This is a genomic window from Pseudomonas sp. SZ40, from assembly GCF_052958135.1.
The window spans coordinates 157,053-175,205 of the sequence record NZ_JBQWIF010000007.1; the positions used below are offsets into that span (position 1 = coordinate 157,053).

General features: G+C 62.7%; 13 protein-coding genes. 2 read left to right on the plus strand and 11 right to left on the minus strand.

From position 1 onward, the window contains the following. Window positions 1-746: 746 nt before the first annotated feature. Window positions 747-1,598: a 3-mercaptopyruvate sulfurtransferase gene (gene sseA, locus ACT9T4_RS08605; RefSeq protein ID WP_499116479.1), complete on the minus strand. Its 852-nt coding sequence runs from the start codon at window positions 1,596-1,598 to the stop codon at window positions 747-749. A gap of 118 nt (window positions 1,599-1,716) precedes the next feature. Then, window positions 1,717-1,995 (minus strand): peptidylprolyl isomerase, encoded by a 279-nt coding sequence (locus ACT9T4_RS08610; RefSeq protein ID WP_042553680.1) that lies wholly within the window; start codon window positions 1,993-1,995, stop codon window positions 1,717-1,719. 151 nt (window positions 1,996-2,146) lie between these two features. On the opposite strand from ACT9T4_RS08610, the gene ACT9T4_RS08615 reads away from it, so the two are divergent. Continuing rightward, on the plus strand, window positions 2,147-3,361 hold the full coding sequence (locus ACT9T4_RS08615; protein ID WP_499116481.1) for a PilT/PilU family type 4a pilus ATPase: 1,215 nt from the start codon (window positions 2,147-2,149) through the stop codon (window positions 3,359-3,361). A 48-nt stretch (window positions 3,362-3,409) separates the two neighbouring features. Here ACT9T4_RS08615 and ACT9T4_RS08620 read toward each other — a convergent pair whose 3' ends face one another. From ACT9T4_RS08620 to alaC, 7 genes are all read right to left on the minus strand, one after another. Beyond that, window positions 3,410-3,928, minus strand: coding sequence for a thioredoxin family protein (locus ACT9T4_RS08620; RefSeq protein WP_499116483.1), 519 nt, complete (start codon window positions 3,926-3,928; stop codon window positions 3,410-3,412). Window positions 3,929-3,997: 69 nt separating this feature from the next. Continuing rightward, the gene (locus ACT9T4_RS08625; RefSeq protein WP_231570151.1) at window positions 3,998-4,717 is read right to left on the minus strand and encodes a substrate-binding periplasmic protein; all 720 of its coding nucleotides are present in this window, start codon (window positions 4,715-4,717) and stop codon (window positions 3,998-4,000) included. Window positions 4,718-4,900: 183 nt separating this feature from the next. Beyond that, entirely contained in the window at window positions 4,901-6,856 is a 1,956-nt protein-coding gene (locus tag ACT9T4_RS08630) for an acetoacetate--CoA ligase (RefSeq protein WP_499116485.1), read from the minus strand. Window positions 6,857-6,916: 60 nt separating this feature from the next. Further along, window positions 6,917-7,687, minus strand: coding sequence for a 3-hydroxybutyrate dehydrogenase (locus ACT9T4_RS08635; RefSeq protein ID WP_042553676.1), 771 nt, complete (start codon window positions 7,685-7,687; stop codon window positions 6,917-6,919). Between the two features lie 52 nt (window positions 7,688-7,739). Next, window positions 7,740-9,131, minus strand: coding sequence for a GntP family permease (locus ACT9T4_RS08640; protein ID WP_499116488.1), 1,392 nt, complete (start codon window positions 9,129-9,131; stop codon window positions 7,740-7,742). A gap of 289 nt (window positions 9,132-9,420) precedes the next feature. Then, complete coding sequence (locus ACT9T4_RS08645; RefSeq protein ID WP_042553826.1) at window positions 9,421-10,821, minus strand: sigma-54 interaction domain-containing protein; 1,401 nt, start codon at window positions 10,819-10,821, stop codon at window positions 9,421-9,423. 72 nt (window positions 10,822-10,893) lie between these two features. Beyond that, entirely contained in the window at window positions 10,894-12,138 is a 1,245-nt protein-coding gene (gene alaC, locus ACT9T4_RS08650; RefSeq protein ID WP_042553674.1) for an alanine transaminase, read from the minus strand. Window positions 12,139-12,386: 248 nt separating this feature from the next. On the opposite strand from alaC, the gene ampC reads away from it, so the two are divergent. Then, complete coding sequence (gene ampC / locus ACT9T4_RS08655; protein WP_499116490.1) at window positions 12,387-13,550, plus strand: class C beta-lactamase; 1,164 nt, start codon at window positions 12,387-12,389, stop codon at window positions 13,548-13,550. Window positions 13,551-13,579: 29 nt separating this feature from the next. Here ampC and ACT9T4_RS08660 read toward each other — a convergent pair whose 3' ends face one another. Further along, on the minus strand, window positions 13,580-14,929 hold the full coding sequence (locus ACT9T4_RS08660) for a pyridoxal phosphate-dependent decarboxylase family protein (protein ID WP_499116492.1): 1,350 nt from the start codon (window positions 14,927-14,929) through the stop codon (window positions 13,580-13,582). 224 nt (window positions 14,930-15,153) lie between these two features. Continuing rightward, window positions 15,154-17,763 (minus strand): bifunctional aconitate hydratase 2/2-methylisocitrate dehydratase, encoded by a 2,610-nt coding sequence (gene acnB / locus ACT9T4_RS08665; RefSeq protein WP_042553671.1) that lies wholly within the window; start codon window positions 17,761-17,763, stop codon window positions 15,154-15,156. Window positions 17,764-18,153: the final 390 nt, after the last annotated feature.

Here is an 18,153-nt window from a genome sequence, read left to right on the forward strand (position 1 = left end):
GCTGATCTTGCTTTTTTGTTTGCGATTTTAAATCTATATAAATCATATATTTGAGTGTTTTATATGAAGTATTTTCTAGTTTTATCATGCTTCTTTTCGGGTGACTGAGCGGCCGAACGTCCTGTTGGGAAAGCGGCTCGTGATCAGTGTCTAAAGAATGGTTTTCAATCGATTTTTCCAACATATCGCATCTTTTAGATGCTTTTCGTGCCGGCAGTGTCTGTCCTGCAACAGTGTCGCCCGCCCAATGCATCGCAACAAAGGGGATGTTCTTCAGTTCTCAGGTGATTTACAGGCTCTCGAATCACCGAAAAATCGTAGATAAATCCATTTTTATCAATTACATAAGAGGTTTTTTTAAATTAATTATCACGCGATTTGACACTAGTTCATTTGCGTCGGGCTCGTCCCTTGGAGAAGATTTCCCCAGGCACGCAATGCGATGCGTCTGGTGGTTTAGCCGGGACTGAGTCACCGGCGTGTCAGTGCCTGGACTGTTCGAGGGAATGTTCGATGGGGGTTATCTGCACATGGATGTGCGCAGTCCACCCTTTTCAACGTACTGCCCTGATGTTCTTGGGCGTGACGTTCCTCAACCCTGCCGTGCCGATCAATCGGCGCGTGATGGCCGATGTCTTCCATTGGCCAAGCACATTCAAACGGGAATGGGAGACGATCAGATCGGCACGGGTTCAGGTCAGCGCTGGCGCGCATCTTCCTCGGGGATACACGCGCGCCAGGCTTCTTCAGACCACGCCAGTCGCTTTGGGCGTGTCCTGGCGGCTGCCCCATTCTGTCCAGGAGCCGTCATACAGTGCGGCTTCCGGCAGGCCGGCAATTTCCAGACCTAGCAGCAATACCGCGGCCGTTACGCCGCTACCGCAACTGGTGATCACCGGTTTTTTGCCATCGACGCCGGCCTCGGCGAACAGTGCACGCAGCGCGTCGGCTGGCAGCAGGGTGTGGTCACTGCGCAACAGCCGGCTGTAGGGCAGGTTGTGGCTGCCCGGGATATGGCCAGAGGCAACCCCCGGGCGGGCTTCTGCGGTACTGCCATCGAAACGGTTGGCAGCGCGAGCGTCGAGAATCAGGGTGTCCTGATGATCGATGGCTTCGAGTACGTCGCCCAGGCCCTTTAGCCTGCGAGTATGCACGTTGGTCTCGAAGACTCGCTGAGTGGCGGTGGCCGGTTCGCCTGTTTCGCTGGGGCGGCCTTCGGCCAGCCATTTGGGCAGCCCGCCATCGAGCACGGCGACCCGCTCGTGACCGAAGTAGCGAAACAGCCACCAGGCACGGGCGGCGGAGAACAGCCCTTTCTGATCGTAAACCACCACGCGACTGCTGTTGTCTACGCCCTGCGCGCCGATCAGGCGGGCGAAGCGGCCCTGGGATGGCACGGTATGGGGCAGTGGTGTGTCGGGGTCGGAAAAGGCGTCGATATCGAAGAAGCGCGCGCCGGGTATATGCGCCTTGAGGTACTCCTCGTGGCCGTTCTTCGGTTCATTGGGCAGGTAGGTGCTGGCATCGAAGAGCACCACGTCTTCAGCATCGCCCTCGCGGGCGAGCCATTCGCTGCTGACCAGGGGACCAAAACTCATCCTTCCATCTCCTTTTCTTGGGTGGTTGCCCCTGCATCCTGCCAGCTTGGCCGGCAGGTGGCACCCAGCCGCGATGGATTTCCTCTAGACCGTTTTCACCTATACATAGATAGGCACGTCAGTCGCGGTAGAACACCTGTACCAGGTGATAGCCGAACTGGCTCTTGATCGGGCCGTGAACTTCGCGCAGCGGTTTCTTGAAGATCACCTGATCGATGGCTCGCACCATCTGACCGGGTCGTACTTCGCCCAGATCGCCGCCTTTCTTTCCCGATGGGCAGGTGGAATGCTTGCGCGCCAGCACATCGAATGCCTCGCCTGCTGCGATGCGTTTTTTCAGGCCGGCAGCTTCCGCTTCGGTCTTGACCAGAATGTGGCGGGCCATTGCCTTTGCCATGACAGGTTCCTCATTTTACCGGGCGCGTATTGTGCCAGTATTTGCCGCGTCATCAGCGTGACGTCGATTTTCCGGCTTCTCCTGAGCGGTACATCGACCCATCTTGGCCTAAGGTCAAAAGACTCCAGTTAGCCGACAGGAATACTGCCCCATGGACCTCCAAGCAATGCTGAAAATCCTCTCCAGCCAGGACGGGTCCGATCTGTATCTGTCGACCGGGGCGCCGCCATGCGCCAAGTTCAATGGCGTGCTCAAGGCATTGAGCGGCGAGCCGCTGAAGGCCGGGGCAGTGGCCGACATCGCCGATGCCATCATGGATGGTGCGCAGAAGGAAGAGTTCGAGCGCGAGCTGGAAATGAACCTGGCGATCTCCCTCAACGGCGTCGGACGCTTCCGCATCAACATCTTCAAACAGCGCAATGAAGTGTCCATCGTCGCCCGCAACATCAAGCTCGACATCCCTCGCTTCGAGGACCTGAAACTGCCCGAGGTGCTGCTCAAGACCGTAATGGAAAAGCGCGGCCTGGTGCTGTTCGTCGGTGGCACCGGCTCGGGCAAGTCGACTTCGCTGGCGGCCCTGATCGATTACCGCAATCGCAACAGCGGCGGGCATATCATCACCATCGAGGATCCGGTGGAATACGTGCACCGGCACAAGAAGTCGATCATCAACCAGCGCGAGGTCGGTGTGGATACCCGCAGCTTCCATGCGGCGCTGAAGAACACCCTGCGCCAGGCGCCGGACGTGATTCTGATCGGCGAAATCCGTGACCGCGAAACCATGGAGCACGCGCTCGCATTCGCCGACACCGGGCACCTGGCGATTTCCACCCTGCATGCCAACAACGCCAACCAGGCGCTGGACCGGATCATCAATTTCTTCCCCGAAGATCGTCGGCCGCAGTTGCTCAACGATCTGGGCAACAACCTCAAAGCCTTCGTCTCCCAGCGTCTGGTCAAGACCACCGACGGCAAGCGCCGGGCGGCCGTCGAAGTGCTGCTCGGCACGCCGACCATTCGTGATCTGATCAAGCGCAACGAGTTTGCCGAGATCAAGGAAATCATGGAGAAATCCAGGAATCTCGGCATGCAGACCTTCGATCAGGCGTTGATCGAACTGGTGAACGAAGGGGCCATCGACGAAGAAGAGGCGGTCAAGAACGCCGACTCGGCGAACAACGTTCGCCTCAAGCTCAAGCTCTATCGTGAGACCCCGGCCGCTCCAGTACCGCTGGCTCAGGCCGCGCCACCGGCTGAGGCAAGCCCGCCGAAAACTGCCGAACCTGCCGACTGGGGGCTGGAACTGAAGCTGGAAGACATCGAGGTGGATACGCCGCCCGAGGATCCCGGCCGCCACGGCATCTGAGCCTGGTGCTTGCGTTGGCCTGTGCTGAATGAGTCGCCTGCCGACCGCTCAGCGGCAGCTGCGCTTCTCGTGGCTTTCGATGATCGTCAGCAGGTCATCCAGCGTGCTTTCCAGGTGCCGCCCGGCGCGGTAGTCAGGGGTGCTCGCTTCCCTGCCGGATATGACCGCCTGCGGCTGTTCGACGAAGCGGCCGATCGGCTCGAAGCCTTCGTCCAGGACCACCACCAGCGGAATCGGCATGCGCTCCAGATTCAGGCGCTCCTTCAACGCGTGCTCGGCACGGCCCTTGGAGACGATCGCCAGTGCCACGCGGGGCTGCAAACGCTGCAGGTAGTCCATGGCCGTGAGGTTGAGCTGGCAGTCCGGGCACCACATCTCGCCAGCGGCCAGCAGGTGATAGCGACCTGCCACGGCCTCCAGCCGCTGGCGGGTGTCAGCGCTCAGGGCACCGTCGCCATTGAGCTGCTCTTGTGCGCGTTGCACGGCAGCGATCTCGGCGGGCAATCCGTGGCTGACGAAAGCATCGAAACGTTCGCCGATGGCGAACAGCGCCTGGTAGGAAGTCATGCTGAGTTCTCGTGCAGGGTGGCAGGGCAGTCCAGCAGAAAATTCACCAGGCGGCAATCGATGATCACCCTAGCGCTTCGGCACGTAGCGCTCGGTGATGCGTTGCAGGATGCCGTCGCTGCGCATGCTCTCCAAGGCATCATGGACGGATCTGACCAGTTGCGGGTCGCATTGCAGCGAGCAGGCGATGTACATGTCCAGCGGTGCCAGCGGCGCGCTCATCGCCAGCTCGGGGCCGCTGTCCCACTGGTGGCGGCCTTCCAGTACGGTGGTGAACCAGGCGTCGACCCGTCCTCGTCTGACCAGCTGGATCGGCCTGTCACCGAGCTTGAGGACATAGAGCTGGTCGTCGGTGAAGCCGTTGCTTCTGAGCAGTTCCTCTTGCGCGGAGCCGAGGCCGACGGCAATCATTCGGTAACGCTGGCGGGCTTCCTCGAGGCTGGCGACCGGGTTGTCGAGGGTGAAGAAGGCGCGATACAGGGGCTGGATATTGGCCACCCAGGTGAAGTGTTCTTCCCGCTCGGGAGTGCGCGAAAGGGGGACGATCATCACGTCGCGCGATTCCTGCGTGCGCTTTTGAGCGCGCAGCCATGGGGCATTCTCGACCAGCGGGTTATAGCCAGCGCGCTGCAGCGCCATGATGGCGATGTCACCGGTGATGCCATTACCGTTGTCGCCCTGCAGAGCCAATGGTGGCGCGTCCGGCATGTAGAGCTGGATATCGCGCAGCTCGGCAGCTAGCGAGCAAGGCAGCAGCAAGGACAGCAGGCAGGCGATCAGGCGCAACACGGACATTCCTGGGCGGTATGTCGCGAGTATAGAAGCTGTCCGAGTGGATATCCGTGAAACATTTCAGGTGTTCACGCGGCGTTCGACCCATTGTTCGGCACTGCACGGGTCGACTCGGTCGCTGCGCGCCCACGACGGTCGTCGGGAAGTCTCCCGACCCTCAGGGTCGGGAGTCGGGCTCATTCAGTCTTGCAGTTGCGGCAGGTTGCGGTAGAGCTCCAGCGCCTGAGGGTTGGCCAGGGCGTCGGTATTCTTCACGGGCTGACCGTGCACCACGTTGCGTACCGCCAGTTCGACGATCTTGCCGCTGATGGTGCGCGGAATGTCCGCCACCGCGACGATGCGTGCGGGTACATGGCGCGGCGTGGTGTTGGCGCGGATCACCTGGCAGATCCGTTTCTGCAGCGCATCGTCGAGCGTCACGCCGTCGCGCAGGCGCACGAACAGCACCACGCGCACGTCGCCGTCCCATTGCTGGCCGATGGCGATGGACTCCAGTACCTGCTCGATCTTCTCCACCTGGCGATAGATCTCGGCGGTACCGATGCGTACGCCGCCAGGGTTGAGCACCGCGTCCGAGCGGCCATGGATTATCAGGCCGCCATGGGGCGTTTCCTCTGCGTAATCGCCATGGGCCCAAACGCCCGGGAAGGTCTCGAAATAGGCGCTGCGAAACTTCTCGCCGTCGGCGTCGTTCCAGAAGCCCACCGGTATGGAGGTGAAGTGCTTGGCGCAGACCAGCTCGCCTTTCTCGCCGATCACCGCCTTGCCGGCGTCATCCCACACCTGCACGTCCATGCCCAGCCCCTTGCACTGGATCTCGCCGCGGTACACCGGCGAAACCGGATTGCCCAAGGCGAAGCAGGAGACGATATCCGTGCCGCCGGAGATGGATGACAGGCAGACATCGGCCTTGATGTCGCGATACACGTAATCGAAGCTCTCGTGGGCCAGCGGTGAGCCTGTGGAGAGTATTGCCTTCAGGCGCTGCAGGCGGTGGCTTTCGCGCGGGTTGGCGCCGGCTTTTTCCAGCGCCGCGATGAACTTGGCGCTGGTACCGAAAATACTGATGTCCTCGGCATCGATCAGGTCGATCAGGCGGTTGGCATCCGGGTGAAACGGCGAGCCGTCATACAGCACCAGCGTGGCGCCCAGCGCCAGCCCGGAGACCAGCCAGTTCCACATCATCCAGCCGCAGGTGGTGTAGTAGAACAGCGTGTCGTCCGCCGTCAGGTCGCTGTGCAGACCCAGCTCCTTGACGTGCTGCAGCAGAGTGCCCCCGGCACCATGGACGATGCACTTGGGTACCCCGGTGGTGCCGCTGGAGTAGAGGATGTACAGCGGGTGCTCGAAGGGCACGGGGGTGAACTGCGGTTCGCCCTCGGCGCGATAGCAGTCCTCCCAGCGCTGGACATTGGCCTGGGTCTGGAAGTCGCCCGGCTGGGTGTCCGGGTTGTCGTAGGGCACTATCACCAACTGCTGCAGGCTGGGGAGCTGTGAAAGGATTTCGTTGAGCTTGTCGGTCAGGTCGAGGTTCTTGCCGGCGTAGCGATAACCCGCGCAGGCGATCAGTACCTTGGGCTCGATCTGGCCGAAGCGGTCGATCACCCCCTGGGTGCCGAAGTCCGGCGAGCAGCTCGACCAGGTGGCGCCCAGGCTGGCGGTGGCGAGCATGCCGACCAGAGTTTGCCAGGTGTTGGGCATAAAGGCCGCGACCCGATCACCAATGCCCACGCCGGCTTCTTGCAAGCTGCGCTGCAAGCCAGCGACATGGGCGGCGAGTTGCGCGTAGGTGAGTTGCTCTCGGCTGCCGTCTTCGCCGATGGCGACGATGGCCGGGTGCTCGTCGCGGCGGCGCAGCAGATGCTCGGCGAAGTTCAGCGTGGCGCCCGGGAACCAGTGAGCGCTGGGCATGGCCGGACCTTCTTCGACTACTGCCTGCGGTTGCTGGCTGAAGCGAATGTCGAAGACATCGACGATGGCCTGCCAGAACGCTTCGCGCTCGCTCACGCTCCAGGCGTGCAGCGCCGTGTAGTCGGCCAGGGCGAGGCCGTGGCGGCTGTTGACGAAGCGGCGGAAGGCGTCCATGCGTGTGGCGCTGATGCGTTTGGCCGTGGGCGTCCAGAGCGGTTGCTGCATTGGGTTACCTCACTACTTTTTTATTCGTGGGCAGGGGCGTTCGGCCCTGCCGGTTTCCATCTATTGTGCCAGCCAGCCGCCATCCATGTTCCAGGCCGCACCGCGTACCTGGGCGGCTGCATCGCTGCATAGAAACAGTGCCAGCTCGCCGAGCTGCTTGGGCGTCACGAACTCCAGTGACGGCTGCTTTTCGGCCAGCAGATTGCGCCGCTCGCCTTCGCTGTCGCCGCTCTCTGCCGCGCGGGCATCGATCTGTGCTTGCACCAGGGGCGTCAGTACCCAGCCAGGGCAGATGGCGTTGCAGGTGATGCCGGTGGTGGCGGTTTCCAGGGCCACGGATTTGCTCAGGCCGATCAGCCCGTGCTTGGCCGCGACGTAAGCGCTCTTGCCGGGCGAGGCCGCCAGGCCGTGGGCCGACGCGATATTGATGATGCGACCCCAGTTGCGTTTGCGCATACCGGGCAGGGTCAAGCGGGTGGTGTGGAAGGCCGAGGAGAGATTGATCGCGATGATCGCGTCCCAGCGTTCCGGGGCGAAGGTCTCCACGGGCGAGACGTGCTGGATGCCAGCGTTGTTGACCAGGATGTCGACGGCGCCGAACTCCTGCTCGGTGTAGGCGATCAGCGCCTCGATCTGCTGTGGATCCGAGACATCCGCCGGGTGGTGGCCGACCTTGCCGCCGAACGCCGCCACGGCATCGATGGCCGCCTGGGCGTCGCCGAAACCGTTGAGTACCAGATCGGCACCGGCTTCGGCCAGCACCAGCGCGATGCCCAGACCGATGCCGCTGGTGGAGCCGGTGACCAGTGCGGTCTTGCCTTGCAGATTCATACGAACTCCTCATGCGCGCGGTTCCTTGTCAGCACCGCGCGCCTCATGAAAATTAGACGATGCCGGTGCTGTAGAAGACGCCAATGACGAAAAACACTGCCAGGGTCTTGATGATCGTTATGCCGAAAATGTCCTTGTAGGCTTCGCGGTGGGTCAGCCCGGTGACCGCCAGCAGGGTGATCACCGCGCCGTTGTGGGGCAGCGTATCCATGCCGCCGCTGGCCATGGAGGCGACGCGGTGCATGACTTCCAGCGGGATGTTGGCGGCGTTGGCGGCGGCGATGAAGCTGTCGGACATGGCCGCCAGGGCGATACTCATGCCCCCTGACGCCGAGCCGGTGATGCCCGCCAGCAGGGTCACCGTGACCGCTTCGTTGACCAGTGGATCAGGGATGCCCTTGAGCGCGTTGGCGAGGATCAGGAAACCCGGCAGCGATGCGATCACCGCGCCGAAGCCATACTCCGAGGCAGTGTTCATCGCCGCCAGCAGCGAGCCACCCACCGCGCTCTTGGTGCCTTCGGCGAGCTTCTCGCGAATCACCCCGAAGGCGCTGACCAGCACCAGCACGATGCCCAGTAGCAGCGCCGCCTGCACCGCCCAGATGGCGGTCAGCTTGCTGACATCGGTCTGCAGCGGAGCCGCCATGCCGGCCAGTTGCAGGCTGTGGGTCTTGCCATAGAACTCCGGAATCCAGTGGGTGAACAGCAGGTTGGCCACGCCCACCAGAATCAGCGGCGCGATGGCCAACCATGGGCTGGGCAGCTTGATGTCGTCCGGGGTTTCCGGCTCGTTGCGCAGCTCTGTGCCGTAGCCCTCGCCAGCCCGCAAGGCCTTGCCCAACTGACGGCGCAGATAGAGCATGCCGACACCGAGTACGAACAGGCTGCCGATCAGCCCCAGCCAGGGTGCGGCCCAGGCGGTGGTATTGAAGAAGGTGGTGGGAATGATGTTCTGGATCTGCGGGGTGCCGGGCAGGGCGTCCATGGTGAAGCTGAATGCGCCTAGGGCGATGGTGGCGGGAATCAGCCGCTTGGGAATGTTGCTCTGGCGGAACATCTCCGCCGCGAAGGGGTAAACCGCGAACACCACCACGAACAACGACACGCCACCGTAGGTCAGCAGGGCACAGACCAGTACGATCACCAGCATCGCCTGGCCGGTGCCGAACAGGCGGATGGCGGCCGCCACGATGGAGCGCGAGAACCCGGACAGCTCGATCAGCTTGCCGAATACGGCGCCGAGCAGGAATACCGGAAAATAGAGTTTGATGAAGCCAACCATCTTCTCCATGAACACCCCGGTGAAGGCGGGCGCCACGGCGCTGGGGTCGGTGAGCAGCACGGCACCGAGCGCGGCGATGGGGGCGAAGAGGATGACGCTGTAGCCACGGTAGGCAGCCAGCATCAGTAGAGCCAGTGCAGCGAGGGCGATGATGACACTCATCGTCTATCTCCTGACCCTGCAGCACGGCGAATCGAGAGGCTGCCGTAGCCTTCGAGTAACTCGCACAGGCGCTGTGGGCGCTTTTGTTTTTGTTGTCGGCGGCGGGTGGGCCCGCGGCTGACTCATAGCGAGTTCTATGCCAGGTTTATAAGCTGTTGAATTTAAAATACTTTATTTTTTGCTAAGGTGCGCTGCCTGCTGTCAGTCCCATTTTCGGGATGAAAATCAGACGTTGCGCCTTTCTGGCCTGCTTCCTGCGGTTGTCCCAAAACCGGGATTGGTCCCGAAATCAGGACGAAAGGCCCAGTTCGAGCATTTTCCGGTACAGGGTGGAGCGGCCCAGGCCCAGGCGCTGCGCAGCCTGCGGTACATCACCCGCGGTAGCGACCAGCGCCTTGCGAATCAGCTCGCGCTCGAAGTTCGCCCGGGCCTGATGGAAGTCTTCGATCTGACCGTTATCCGCAGGCGCATCGGCCGTTTCGGGCAACGCCTGCAGCGTACCGATCGCCGTTGCCACCGCCGCACGATCGAGCAGCGTCTCATCGCTGAGCAGGCAGGCGCGTTCCAGCACGTTGTGCAGTTCCCGGACGTTGCCGGGCCACGCATGACGAGCGAGCAGGGCCATGGCCTCGGGGTGCAGCTCGTGGCGTCCCTGCAGCGCATCGAAGATCGCCTCGCAGAGCGCCGGCAGGTCTTCCAGGCGTTGGCGCAGTGGCGGCACGGCGATGGTCAGCACGTTGAGTCGGTAGTACAGGTCGGCGCGGAAGGTGCCTTTGCGCACCGCCGCCTCCAGGTCGATGGAGGTGGCGGCGATCAGCCTTACATCGCTGCGCAGCACCTCGTTGGAACCCACAGGCTCGAACTCCTTCTCCTGCAACACCCGCAGCAGCTTGCTCTGCAGCGGCAGCGGCATGTCGCCGATTTCGTCGAGAAACAGCGTGCCACCGTGGGCGATCTGCAGCTTGCCAGCCCGGCCCTTGCGGTCGGCCCCGGTGAAGGCGCCGGGTGCCGTGCCGAAGAACTCCGCTTCGAGCAGGGTTTCCGGAATCGCCGCCGTATTCAGGCTGACGAAGGGTTTGCTGGCCCGCGGCGAAGCATTGTGAATCGCGTGAGCCAGCAGTTCCTTGCCGGTACCGGTCTCGCCCAGCAGCAACACCGCGGAATCGCTGGTCGCGCTGCGCCTGGCCAGGCGTTTGACTTCCAGGCTGCGGGCGCTGGTACCGATGAAATGGGCGAAGCTGTACTTGGCCTGGCGGGACTTGAGTTGCGAGCGGGTGGAGGCCAGTTCCTGCTGCATCGCCTGGTAGCGGGCCAGCAACGGTGACAGCGATTGCAGCTCGTCGAACAGCGCGAAGCCGATGGCGCCGATTACCTCGCCGGCATCGTCACGGATGGGCAGGCGCATCACCACCAGAGGTTCCCGTGGCGTGTCCATCATGTCCAGCAGGATCGGCCGGCCGCTCTTCACCACATCGCGCAGCAGGCTGCCGGGAATCACGCTTTCGCAGGGCCGGCCGATCGCTTCGCTGGCGCCATGCAGGCCGAAGCGCTGTGCGTAGCGCTCGTTCATCCAGACGATACGGGCGTCGCGGTCGACGATGATGGTGCCTTCGCTGGATTGCTCGAAGATCTCGAACAGCGAACGGATGGCCGACTGGCGAATGTGGGGGTAGTTGCCGAGGTCCTGCATGGCGCGCTCGTCTGCGGGGTGAGCGCCGATCATAACGCGGCGCGGCACCCTTGCGGTGCCGCGCCATGGCTGTCAGCTGGCTTCGCTGGCCTTGCGCGGCGTTTTCGCGGCAGGCGCCTCGATCAGCCCATCGGCCCGGAACATCGACTTGATGCCACGTACGGCCTGACGGATACGATCCTGATTCTCGATCAGTGCGAAGCGCACGTGGTCGTCGCCGTAATCACCGAAACCGATGCCCGGTGACACGCAGACCTTGGCTTCGGCCAGCAGCTTCTTGGCGAACTCCAGAGAGCCAAGCTGGGCGTAGGCCTCGGGGATCTTCGCCCACACGTACATCGAGGCCTTGGGGTTCTCGACCATCCAGCCCAGCTCGTGCAGGCCCTTGACCAGCACGTTGCGGCGCTGGCGATACTGCTCGGCGATATCACGCACGCACTGCTGGTCCCCTTCGAGCGCGGCGATGGCCGCCACCTGCAGCGGTGTGAAGGTGCCGTAGTCGTGGTAGCTCTTGATCCGCCCCAGGGCGTTGACCAGCTCGGGGTTGCCGACCATGAAGCCGATTCGCCAGCCAGCCATGTTGTAGCTCTTGGAGAGCGTGAAGAACTCCACGGCGATGTCCTTGGCGCCTGGTACCTGCATGATCGATGGGGCTTTCCAGCCGTCATAGACGATGTCGGCATACGCCAGGTCGTGGATCACCAGTACGTTGTACTGCTTGGCCAGGGCCACCACACGCTCGAAGAAGTCCAGCTCCACGCATTGCGCGGTGGGGTTGGAGGGGAAGCCCAGAATCATCATCTTCGGCTTGGGGATGCTCTCGCGGATCGCCCGCTCCAGCTCGATGAAGAAGTCCACCCCTGGCACCAGCGGCACCGAGCGCACCTGGGCCCCGGCGATCACTGCACCGTAGATATGAATCGGGTAGCTGGGGTTGGGCACCAGCACGGTATCGCCATGATCCAGGGTGGCCAGCATCAGATGCGCCAGGCCTTCCTTGGAACCGATGGTGACGATGGCTTCGCTTTCCGGATCGATGTCGACCTGATAGCGGTCCTGATACCAGCGCGAGATCGCCCGGCGCAGGCGCGGAATGCCACGGGAGGTGGAGTAACCATGGGTGTCTTCACGCTGAGCGACCTGCACCAGCTTTTCCACGATATGCGGCGGTGTCGCGCCATCGGGGTTGCCCATGCTCAGGTCGATGATGTCCTCGCCACGGCGGCGAGCGGCCATCTTCAGTTCAGCGGTGATGTTGAATACGTAAGGGGGGAGACGATCGATGCGCGCAAAGCGGCGCGGAGCTTGGTCAGCCATGCTTTCCTCGAAGAACGTAAGCGCCCGGAACCGTCCGAGCGACGTAGACCACTGCGGTGGCCTGGGCGGACAATAATCTCAGTCGCAGGCTTTGTCGAGAGGCTCTGCAGAAACGCTCGCGAGGTTGTCGACACTGGCCCATGGCCCTGCATGAAGCGTTATCCTTGGCGTCGATTCGAATACCGGTGACCCCTGCGACTCGGGTGACCGGTGTCACATCCAGGAAAAAATGGAGAGCAGTTGCAAAAATGAAGCATGGATATATCGCCATAGGTCTGTTCACCGTCAGCCTCGGCACGTCGCTTTCGGCTGCCGCCATGTCCGAGCAGGCGTTTCAGGCCCGCGCCGCTGAAGTGTTCAAGCCGCTGATGGCAACGTACGACGTTCCGGGCCTGGCCGTTGGCGTGACCTGGAAGGGCAAGCGCTACGTTTACACCCAGGGCATGGCGGACCGGGCTGCGGCCATTGCGGTCACGCCCGACACGCTGTTCGAGCTGGGCTCGCTGAGCAAGACCTTGAACGTCACCCTGGCGGCACTGGCGCAGCAACGTTCGCTGTTGTCCCTCGATGACCGGGTGGCCAAGCATATCCCCGAGCTGGACAAGCGCCCCTTCGGCGCTCTGAGCCTCATGGACCTGGCCACCCACCAGAGCAGCGGCCTGCCATTGCAGCCGCCGGACGAGGCCAAAGACGACGCCAGTCTGCTGGCCTGGCTGAAACAGTGGCAGCCGGAGGCCGGTAGCGGTCACGAGCGCTCGTATTCCAATGTCGGTATCGGCATGCTGGGGCGGATCTCGGCCAAGGCATTCGGGCAGTCCTATGCCCAGGCCCTTCATGACCAGGTTCTACAGCCCTTGGCGCTCGAAGATACCTACGTCAACGTGCCTGCCGCGCAGATGAGCCGCTACGCTTATGGGTACGCCCGGGAGAGCAACGCGGCGATCCGGGTCACCCCGGGCATGCTCGATGCCGAAGCCTATGGCTTGAAGTCGGATATCGACGACATGCTGCGCTTCGTCGATATCAACCTGGGCGCGGTGTCGGTACCCGAACAGCTTTCCGCCGCCATACAGACGACGCACCAGGGCGTCACCCGAACGGCCGAGTTCACCCAGGCGATGATCTGGGAGCGCTACCCCTGGCCGGTTTCCCGCGAGGCGCTGCTGGCTGGCAACGCACCGGCCATGGCTCTGGAGCGTCGCCCGGCCAGTCGCTTGAGCAGCCGGGACACCTCCGAGCAGGCCGTGCTTTTCAGCAAGACCGGCTCGACCAATGGTTTTGGCGGCTATATCGCCTTCATCCCCGATGAAGAGATCGGTCTGGTCCTGCTGGCCAACCGCAACGTGCCCCTCGAGGCCCGTGTGGATGCGTCCTTCACGCTGCTTCAGCAGGTGCTGAAAGACGAGCGCTAAGTCCGTGCCTGGGCTGGCTGGGCGCTGGCTCAGGCATTTTTCAGGCGAAGCAGCAGGCGGATGAGGGTTTCGATATCGGCATCCGTGGTGCGCCACGAACTCACGCTCAGGCGGAAGGCCGGCCGGCCCTGCCAGACGGTGGCGCCGAACCAGACTTCGCCTGAATCCTGTGCGGCCTTGAGGATCGCAGTGGTCTGCTCGTCCGAGTCGGCGCGTACCAGCACCTGATTGAGTCGCACCCGGTTGAGTACCTGATAGCCGCCCTGGCGTAGCGCCTCGGCCAGGTATCCGGCCTGACGGATATGCCGGTCGATCAGCTCGCGCAGGCCATCGCGACCGAGACTGGCCAGCGCCGCCCAGATCGCCACGCCGCGCGCGCGCCTGGAAAACTCCAGAGTCAGGTTCTTTTGCGAGTCTTTCGAGGCCATCGCGTAGGCCGCATCGCTGTTCATCGCTGCAGCCAGGGCGTCGCCGTCACGGCAGATGGCCATGGCGCTGTCGTACGGGGTGTTCAGCCATTTGTGGCCGTCGGTGGTCCAGCTGTCCGCCTGTTCGATGCCATCGGCCAGCCCGGCTGACGAAGAGGCTCGCGCCCACAGGCCGAATGCACCGTCGACATGCACCCAGGTACCGGCAGCTTTGGCGCGGGGAATCAGTTCGGCGAAGCGGTCGAACTCGCCGGTATTGACTTCGCCCGCCTGAAGAATCAGCAGGGTGCGCTCGTCCAGTTCCGGGAGCCTGGCCGGGTCGATGCGGCCATGTTCGTCAACTGGCGCAAGGTGCAGGCGCCCCATGCCGAAGCCGAGCACGCGCAAGGCCTTTTTCACCGTGATGTGGGCCGTTTCGGAAATCACCACGCGAATCTCTGGCGCGCCGACAAGGCCATCCTGATCGAAATCCCAACCTAGCTTCGCCAGCAACTGGCGGCGCGCTGCAGACAGGCAGGCGAGTGTGCAGGCCGTGGCGCTGGTACCGAAGCCGACTGCGCTGTCGGTCGGCAGGCCGAGCGCCTCGCAGACCCAGCGTGCAGCGACCTTCTCCAGTTTGTCGGCAGCCGGCGAGCCGTCGAACGATGACGCGCACTGGTCCCACGCCAGCACCATGCGCTCGGCGGCTGCCGCGGCAGGCAGGGTGGCGCCGATCACGAAGCCGAAGTAACGCGGGCCGTTGCTGGTGACGGTGGCAGGCGTGCCCAGTTCGTCGAGCTGCTGCAGTACCTGCTCGGCGTGATTTCCAGCCTTTGGCAGTGGCTGGTCGAAGCCGGCCAGCGCCGCGATGGCGCTTTGCAGGGGGTAGACGCGGCGTTGCTCGATGCTGTCGTGATAGGCGAGGGCGCGACGATCGGCGTCGGCCAGTAATGCGCGTTCATCGGTGTGCATGGCGGCTTCTCGGCAGGAAAGTTCGATGGCTAACCCTAACCGAGAGTGTCGTTGCGCCGGCAGATACAGACTTTCGGCGCTTTTCCCCTACAGTCGGCCGGCCAGTACAGCTGTATTCGGTACAGATGCCGCCGAGTGTTCGACGTTTCTGCGGTAGTACTGCGTTTTCCTGCGCGCATAAAAAAGCCCCGCACCAGGCGGGGCTTTCTAACGCAGGTGAAGCCTTAAGCCTGAACGACCGGGATGTTCGCGTTGGCCGCAGCCTCGCGGAACTCGGCGATCTGGTCGAAGCTCAGGTAGCGGTAAACGTCGGCAGCCATGCTGTCGATGTTCTTCGCGTACTCCATGTACTCCTCGACGGTCGGCAGCTTGCCCAGAATGGACGCGACAGCGGCCAGTTCGGCAGAAGCCAGGTACACGTTGGCACCATCACCCAGGCGGTTCGGGAAGTTACGGGTCGACGTCGACACCACGGTCGAATTCGGCTCGACACGCGCCTGGTTACCCATGCACAGCGAGCAGCCCGGCATTTCCATGCGTGCGCCGGCCTTGCCGTAGATGCCGTAGTAGCCTTCTTCGGTCAGTTGGTGAGCGTCCATCTTGGTCGGCGGCGACAGCCACAGACGGGTAGGCAGCTGACCCTTGACCTGATCCAGCAGCTTACCGGCAGCGCGGAAGTGACCGATGTTGGTCATGCACGAACCGATGAACACTTCGTCGATCTTCTCGCCCTGAACGGTCGACAGCAGGCGCGCGTCGTCCGGGTCATTAGGCGCGCAGAGAACCGGCTCCTTGATGTCGGCCAGGTCGATTTCGATGATTTCGGCGTATTCGGCATCGCTGTCGGCAGACAGCAGGTCCGGCTTGGCCAGCCAGGCTTCCATCGCTTGAGCGCGACGTTCCATGGTGCGTGCATCGCCGTAGCCTTCGCTGATCATCCAGCGCAGCAGGGTGATGTTCGACTTCAGGTACTCGGCAATGGCTTTTTCCGGCAGCTTGATGGTGCAACCGGCTGCGGAACGCTCGGCGGAGGCGTCGGACAGTTCGAATGCTTGCTCGACGGTCAGGTCGTCCAGGCCTTCGATTTCCAGGATGCGACCGGAGAAGGCGTTGATCTTGCCTTTCTTCTCGACGGTCAGCAGGCCTTTCTGGATGCCGTAGTAAGGGATGGCATGCACCAGGTCACGCAGGGTGATGCCCGGTTGCAGCTTGCCCTTGAAGCGCACCAGAACCGACTCCGGCATGTCCAGCGGCATGACGCCGGTGGCAGCGGCGAAGGCGACCAGGCCGGAACCGGCCGGGAAGGAGATGCCGATCGGGAAGCGGGTGTGCGAGTCACCACCGGTACCGACGGTATCCGGCAGCAGCATGCGGTTCAGCCAGCTGTGGATGATGCCGTCGCCAGGACGCAGCGACACGCCGCCACGGGTGCGGATGAAATCCGGCAGGGTGTGGTGGGTGGTGACGTCGATGGGCTTCGGGTAGGCCGCGGTGTGGCAGAAGGACTGCATCACCAGATCAGCGGAGAAGCCCAGGCACGCCAGGTCTTTCAGCTCGTCGCGGGTCATCGGGCCCGTGGTGTCCTGGGAACCGACGGTGGTCATCTTCGGTTCGCAGTAGGTGCCAGGGCGTACGCCTTTGCCTTCCGGCAGGCCGCAGGCCTTGCCGACCATCTTCTGTGCCAGGGTGTAGCCCTTGCCCGTGTCGACCGGTGCTTCCGGCAGTTTGAACAGGTCGGTTGGGCCCAGGCCCAGTTCGGCGCGAGCCTTGTCGGTCAAGCCACGACCCACGATCAGCGGGATACGGCCGCCAGCGCGAACTTCGTCCAGCAGAACCGGAGTCTTCAGCTCGAACGTGGTGATCACTTCGTCGCTGTCGTGCTTGCAGACCTTGCCCTGGTGCGGGTACAGGTCGATCACGTCGCCCATGTTGATGTTCGACACGTCGAACTCGATCGGCAGGGCGCCAGCATCTTCCATGGTGTTGTAGAAGATCGGGGCGATCTTGGTGCCGAAGCAGAAGCCGCCAGCGCGCTTGTTCGGCACGTACGGGATGTCGTCGCCGAAGAACCACAGCACCGAGTTGGTGGCGGATTTACGCGAGGAACCGGTACCGACCACGTCACCGACGTAGGCAACCGGGAAGCCGTCGCCGTACATCTGGGCGATCTGCTTCATCGGGCCGATGGAGCCTTGTACGTCAGGCACGATGCCTTCACGGGCCATTTTCAGCATGGCCAGGGCGTGCAGCGGGATGTCCGGGCGCGACCAGGCATCCGGAGCGGGCGACAGGTCGTCGGTGTTGGTTTCGCCGGTTACCTTGAAAACCCGCAGGCTGATCTTGTCGGCCAGGGTCGGACGCTTCTTGAACCACTCGCCATCGGCCCAGGATTGCAGCACGCCTTGAGCGTGGGCATTGCCCGCTTTGGCTTTTTCGGCAACGTCGTGGAAGGCGTCGAACATCAGCAGGGTGTGCTTGAGTTGTTCGGCAGCGATGGCGCCCAGATCGGCGTCATCGAGCAGCTCGACCAGGGTCGCGATGTTGTAGCCGCCCTGCATGGTGCCGAGCAGTTCGGTGGCGCGCTTCTTGTCGAGCAGGGGGGAGGTGGCTTCGCCTTTGGCGATAGCGGAGAGGAAACCGGCTTTTACATAGGCCGCTTCGTCGACGCCTGGCGGCACGCGATTGGTGATCAGGTCGAGGAGGAATTCTTCTTCGCCGGCCGGCGGGTTCTTCAGCAGGTCAACGAGACCAGCGGTTTGTTCGGCGTTTAGCGGCTGGGGCACGATACCCTGGGCGGCACGCTCTGCTACGTGTTTGCGGTAGGCTTCAAGCACAGTTATTACCCTCATCAGTGGTCCCAAATAGGGTGTCCGGGACGCATGCAGGAACGCATTAAACACATCCGCAGCTCAGCCTCATGGGCTGTGCGCGATGGTTTCAATGCTTCCATCCGGAAGCTGCTTTCAAAGTTTTACGCCGGCAGGACGGGTCTGATGAGGGGTTGGCATGGCCGGGGGATGACCATGCCAACATCGACCTGCAGGATCGACTGTGCTCGTGACGCTTTGAAAACAGCTTCCAACGGACATTGGCGCCTTTCGCAAGGCGCGCTGATTCTAGCTGAAAACTGGAACAAAGTTAAGCGAAAGACCCATCACCCTCTGGGGTGATCCGTATTAGACAAAGGGCTAAGATGCACCCTCTATAGTCCTGTGTATCGATGT

Excerpts from the sequence above, each read along its gene's own strand:
- ACT9T4_RS08635 (WP_042553676.1), bottom strand. The coding sequence starts at position 7,687 with ATGAATCTGCAAGGCAAGACCGCACTGGTCACCGGCTCCACCAGCGGC.
- ACT9T4_RS08645 (WP_042553826.1), bottom strand. The coding sequence starts at position 10,821 with ATGCAGGACCTCGGCAACTACCCCCACATTCGCCAGTCGGCCATCCGT.
- ACT9T4_RS08610 (WP_042553680.1), bottom strand. The coding sequence starts at position 1,995 with ATGGCAAAGGCAATGGCCCGCCACATTCTGGTCAAGACCGAAGCGGAA.
- ampC (WP_499116490.1), top strand. The coding sequence starts at position 12,387 with ATGAAGCATGGATATATCGCCATAGGTCTGTTCACCGTCAGCCTCGGC.
- alaC (WP_042553674.1), bottom strand. The coding sequence starts at position 12,138 with ATGGCTGACCAAGCTCCGCGCCGCTTTGCGCGCATCGATCGTCTCCCC.
- ACT9T4_RS08640 (WP_499116488.1), bottom strand. The coding sequence starts at position 9,131 with ATGAGTGTCATCATCGCCCTCGCTGCACTGGCTCTACTGATGCTGGCT.
- ACT9T4_RS08630 (WP_499116485.1), bottom strand. The coding sequence starts at position 6,856 with ATGCAGCAACCGCTCTGGACGCCCACGGCCAAACGCATCAGCGCCACA.
- ACT9T4_RS08620 (WP_499116483.1), bottom strand. The coding sequence starts at position 3,928 with ATGACTTCCTACCAGGCGCTGTTCGCCATCGGCGAACGTTTCGATGCT.
- ACT9T4_RS08615 (WP_499116481.1), top strand. The coding sequence starts at position 2,147 with ATGGACCTCCAAGCAATGCTGAAAATCCTCTCCAGCCAGGACGGGTCC.
- sseA (WP_499116479.1), bottom strand. The coding sequence starts at position 1,598 with ATGAGTTTTGGTCCCCTGGTCAGCAGCGAATGGCTCGCCCGCGAGGGC.
- ACT9T4_RS08660 (WP_499116492.1), bottom strand. The coding sequence starts at position 14,929 with ATGCACACCGATGAACGCGCATTACTGGCCGACGCCGATCGTCGCGCC.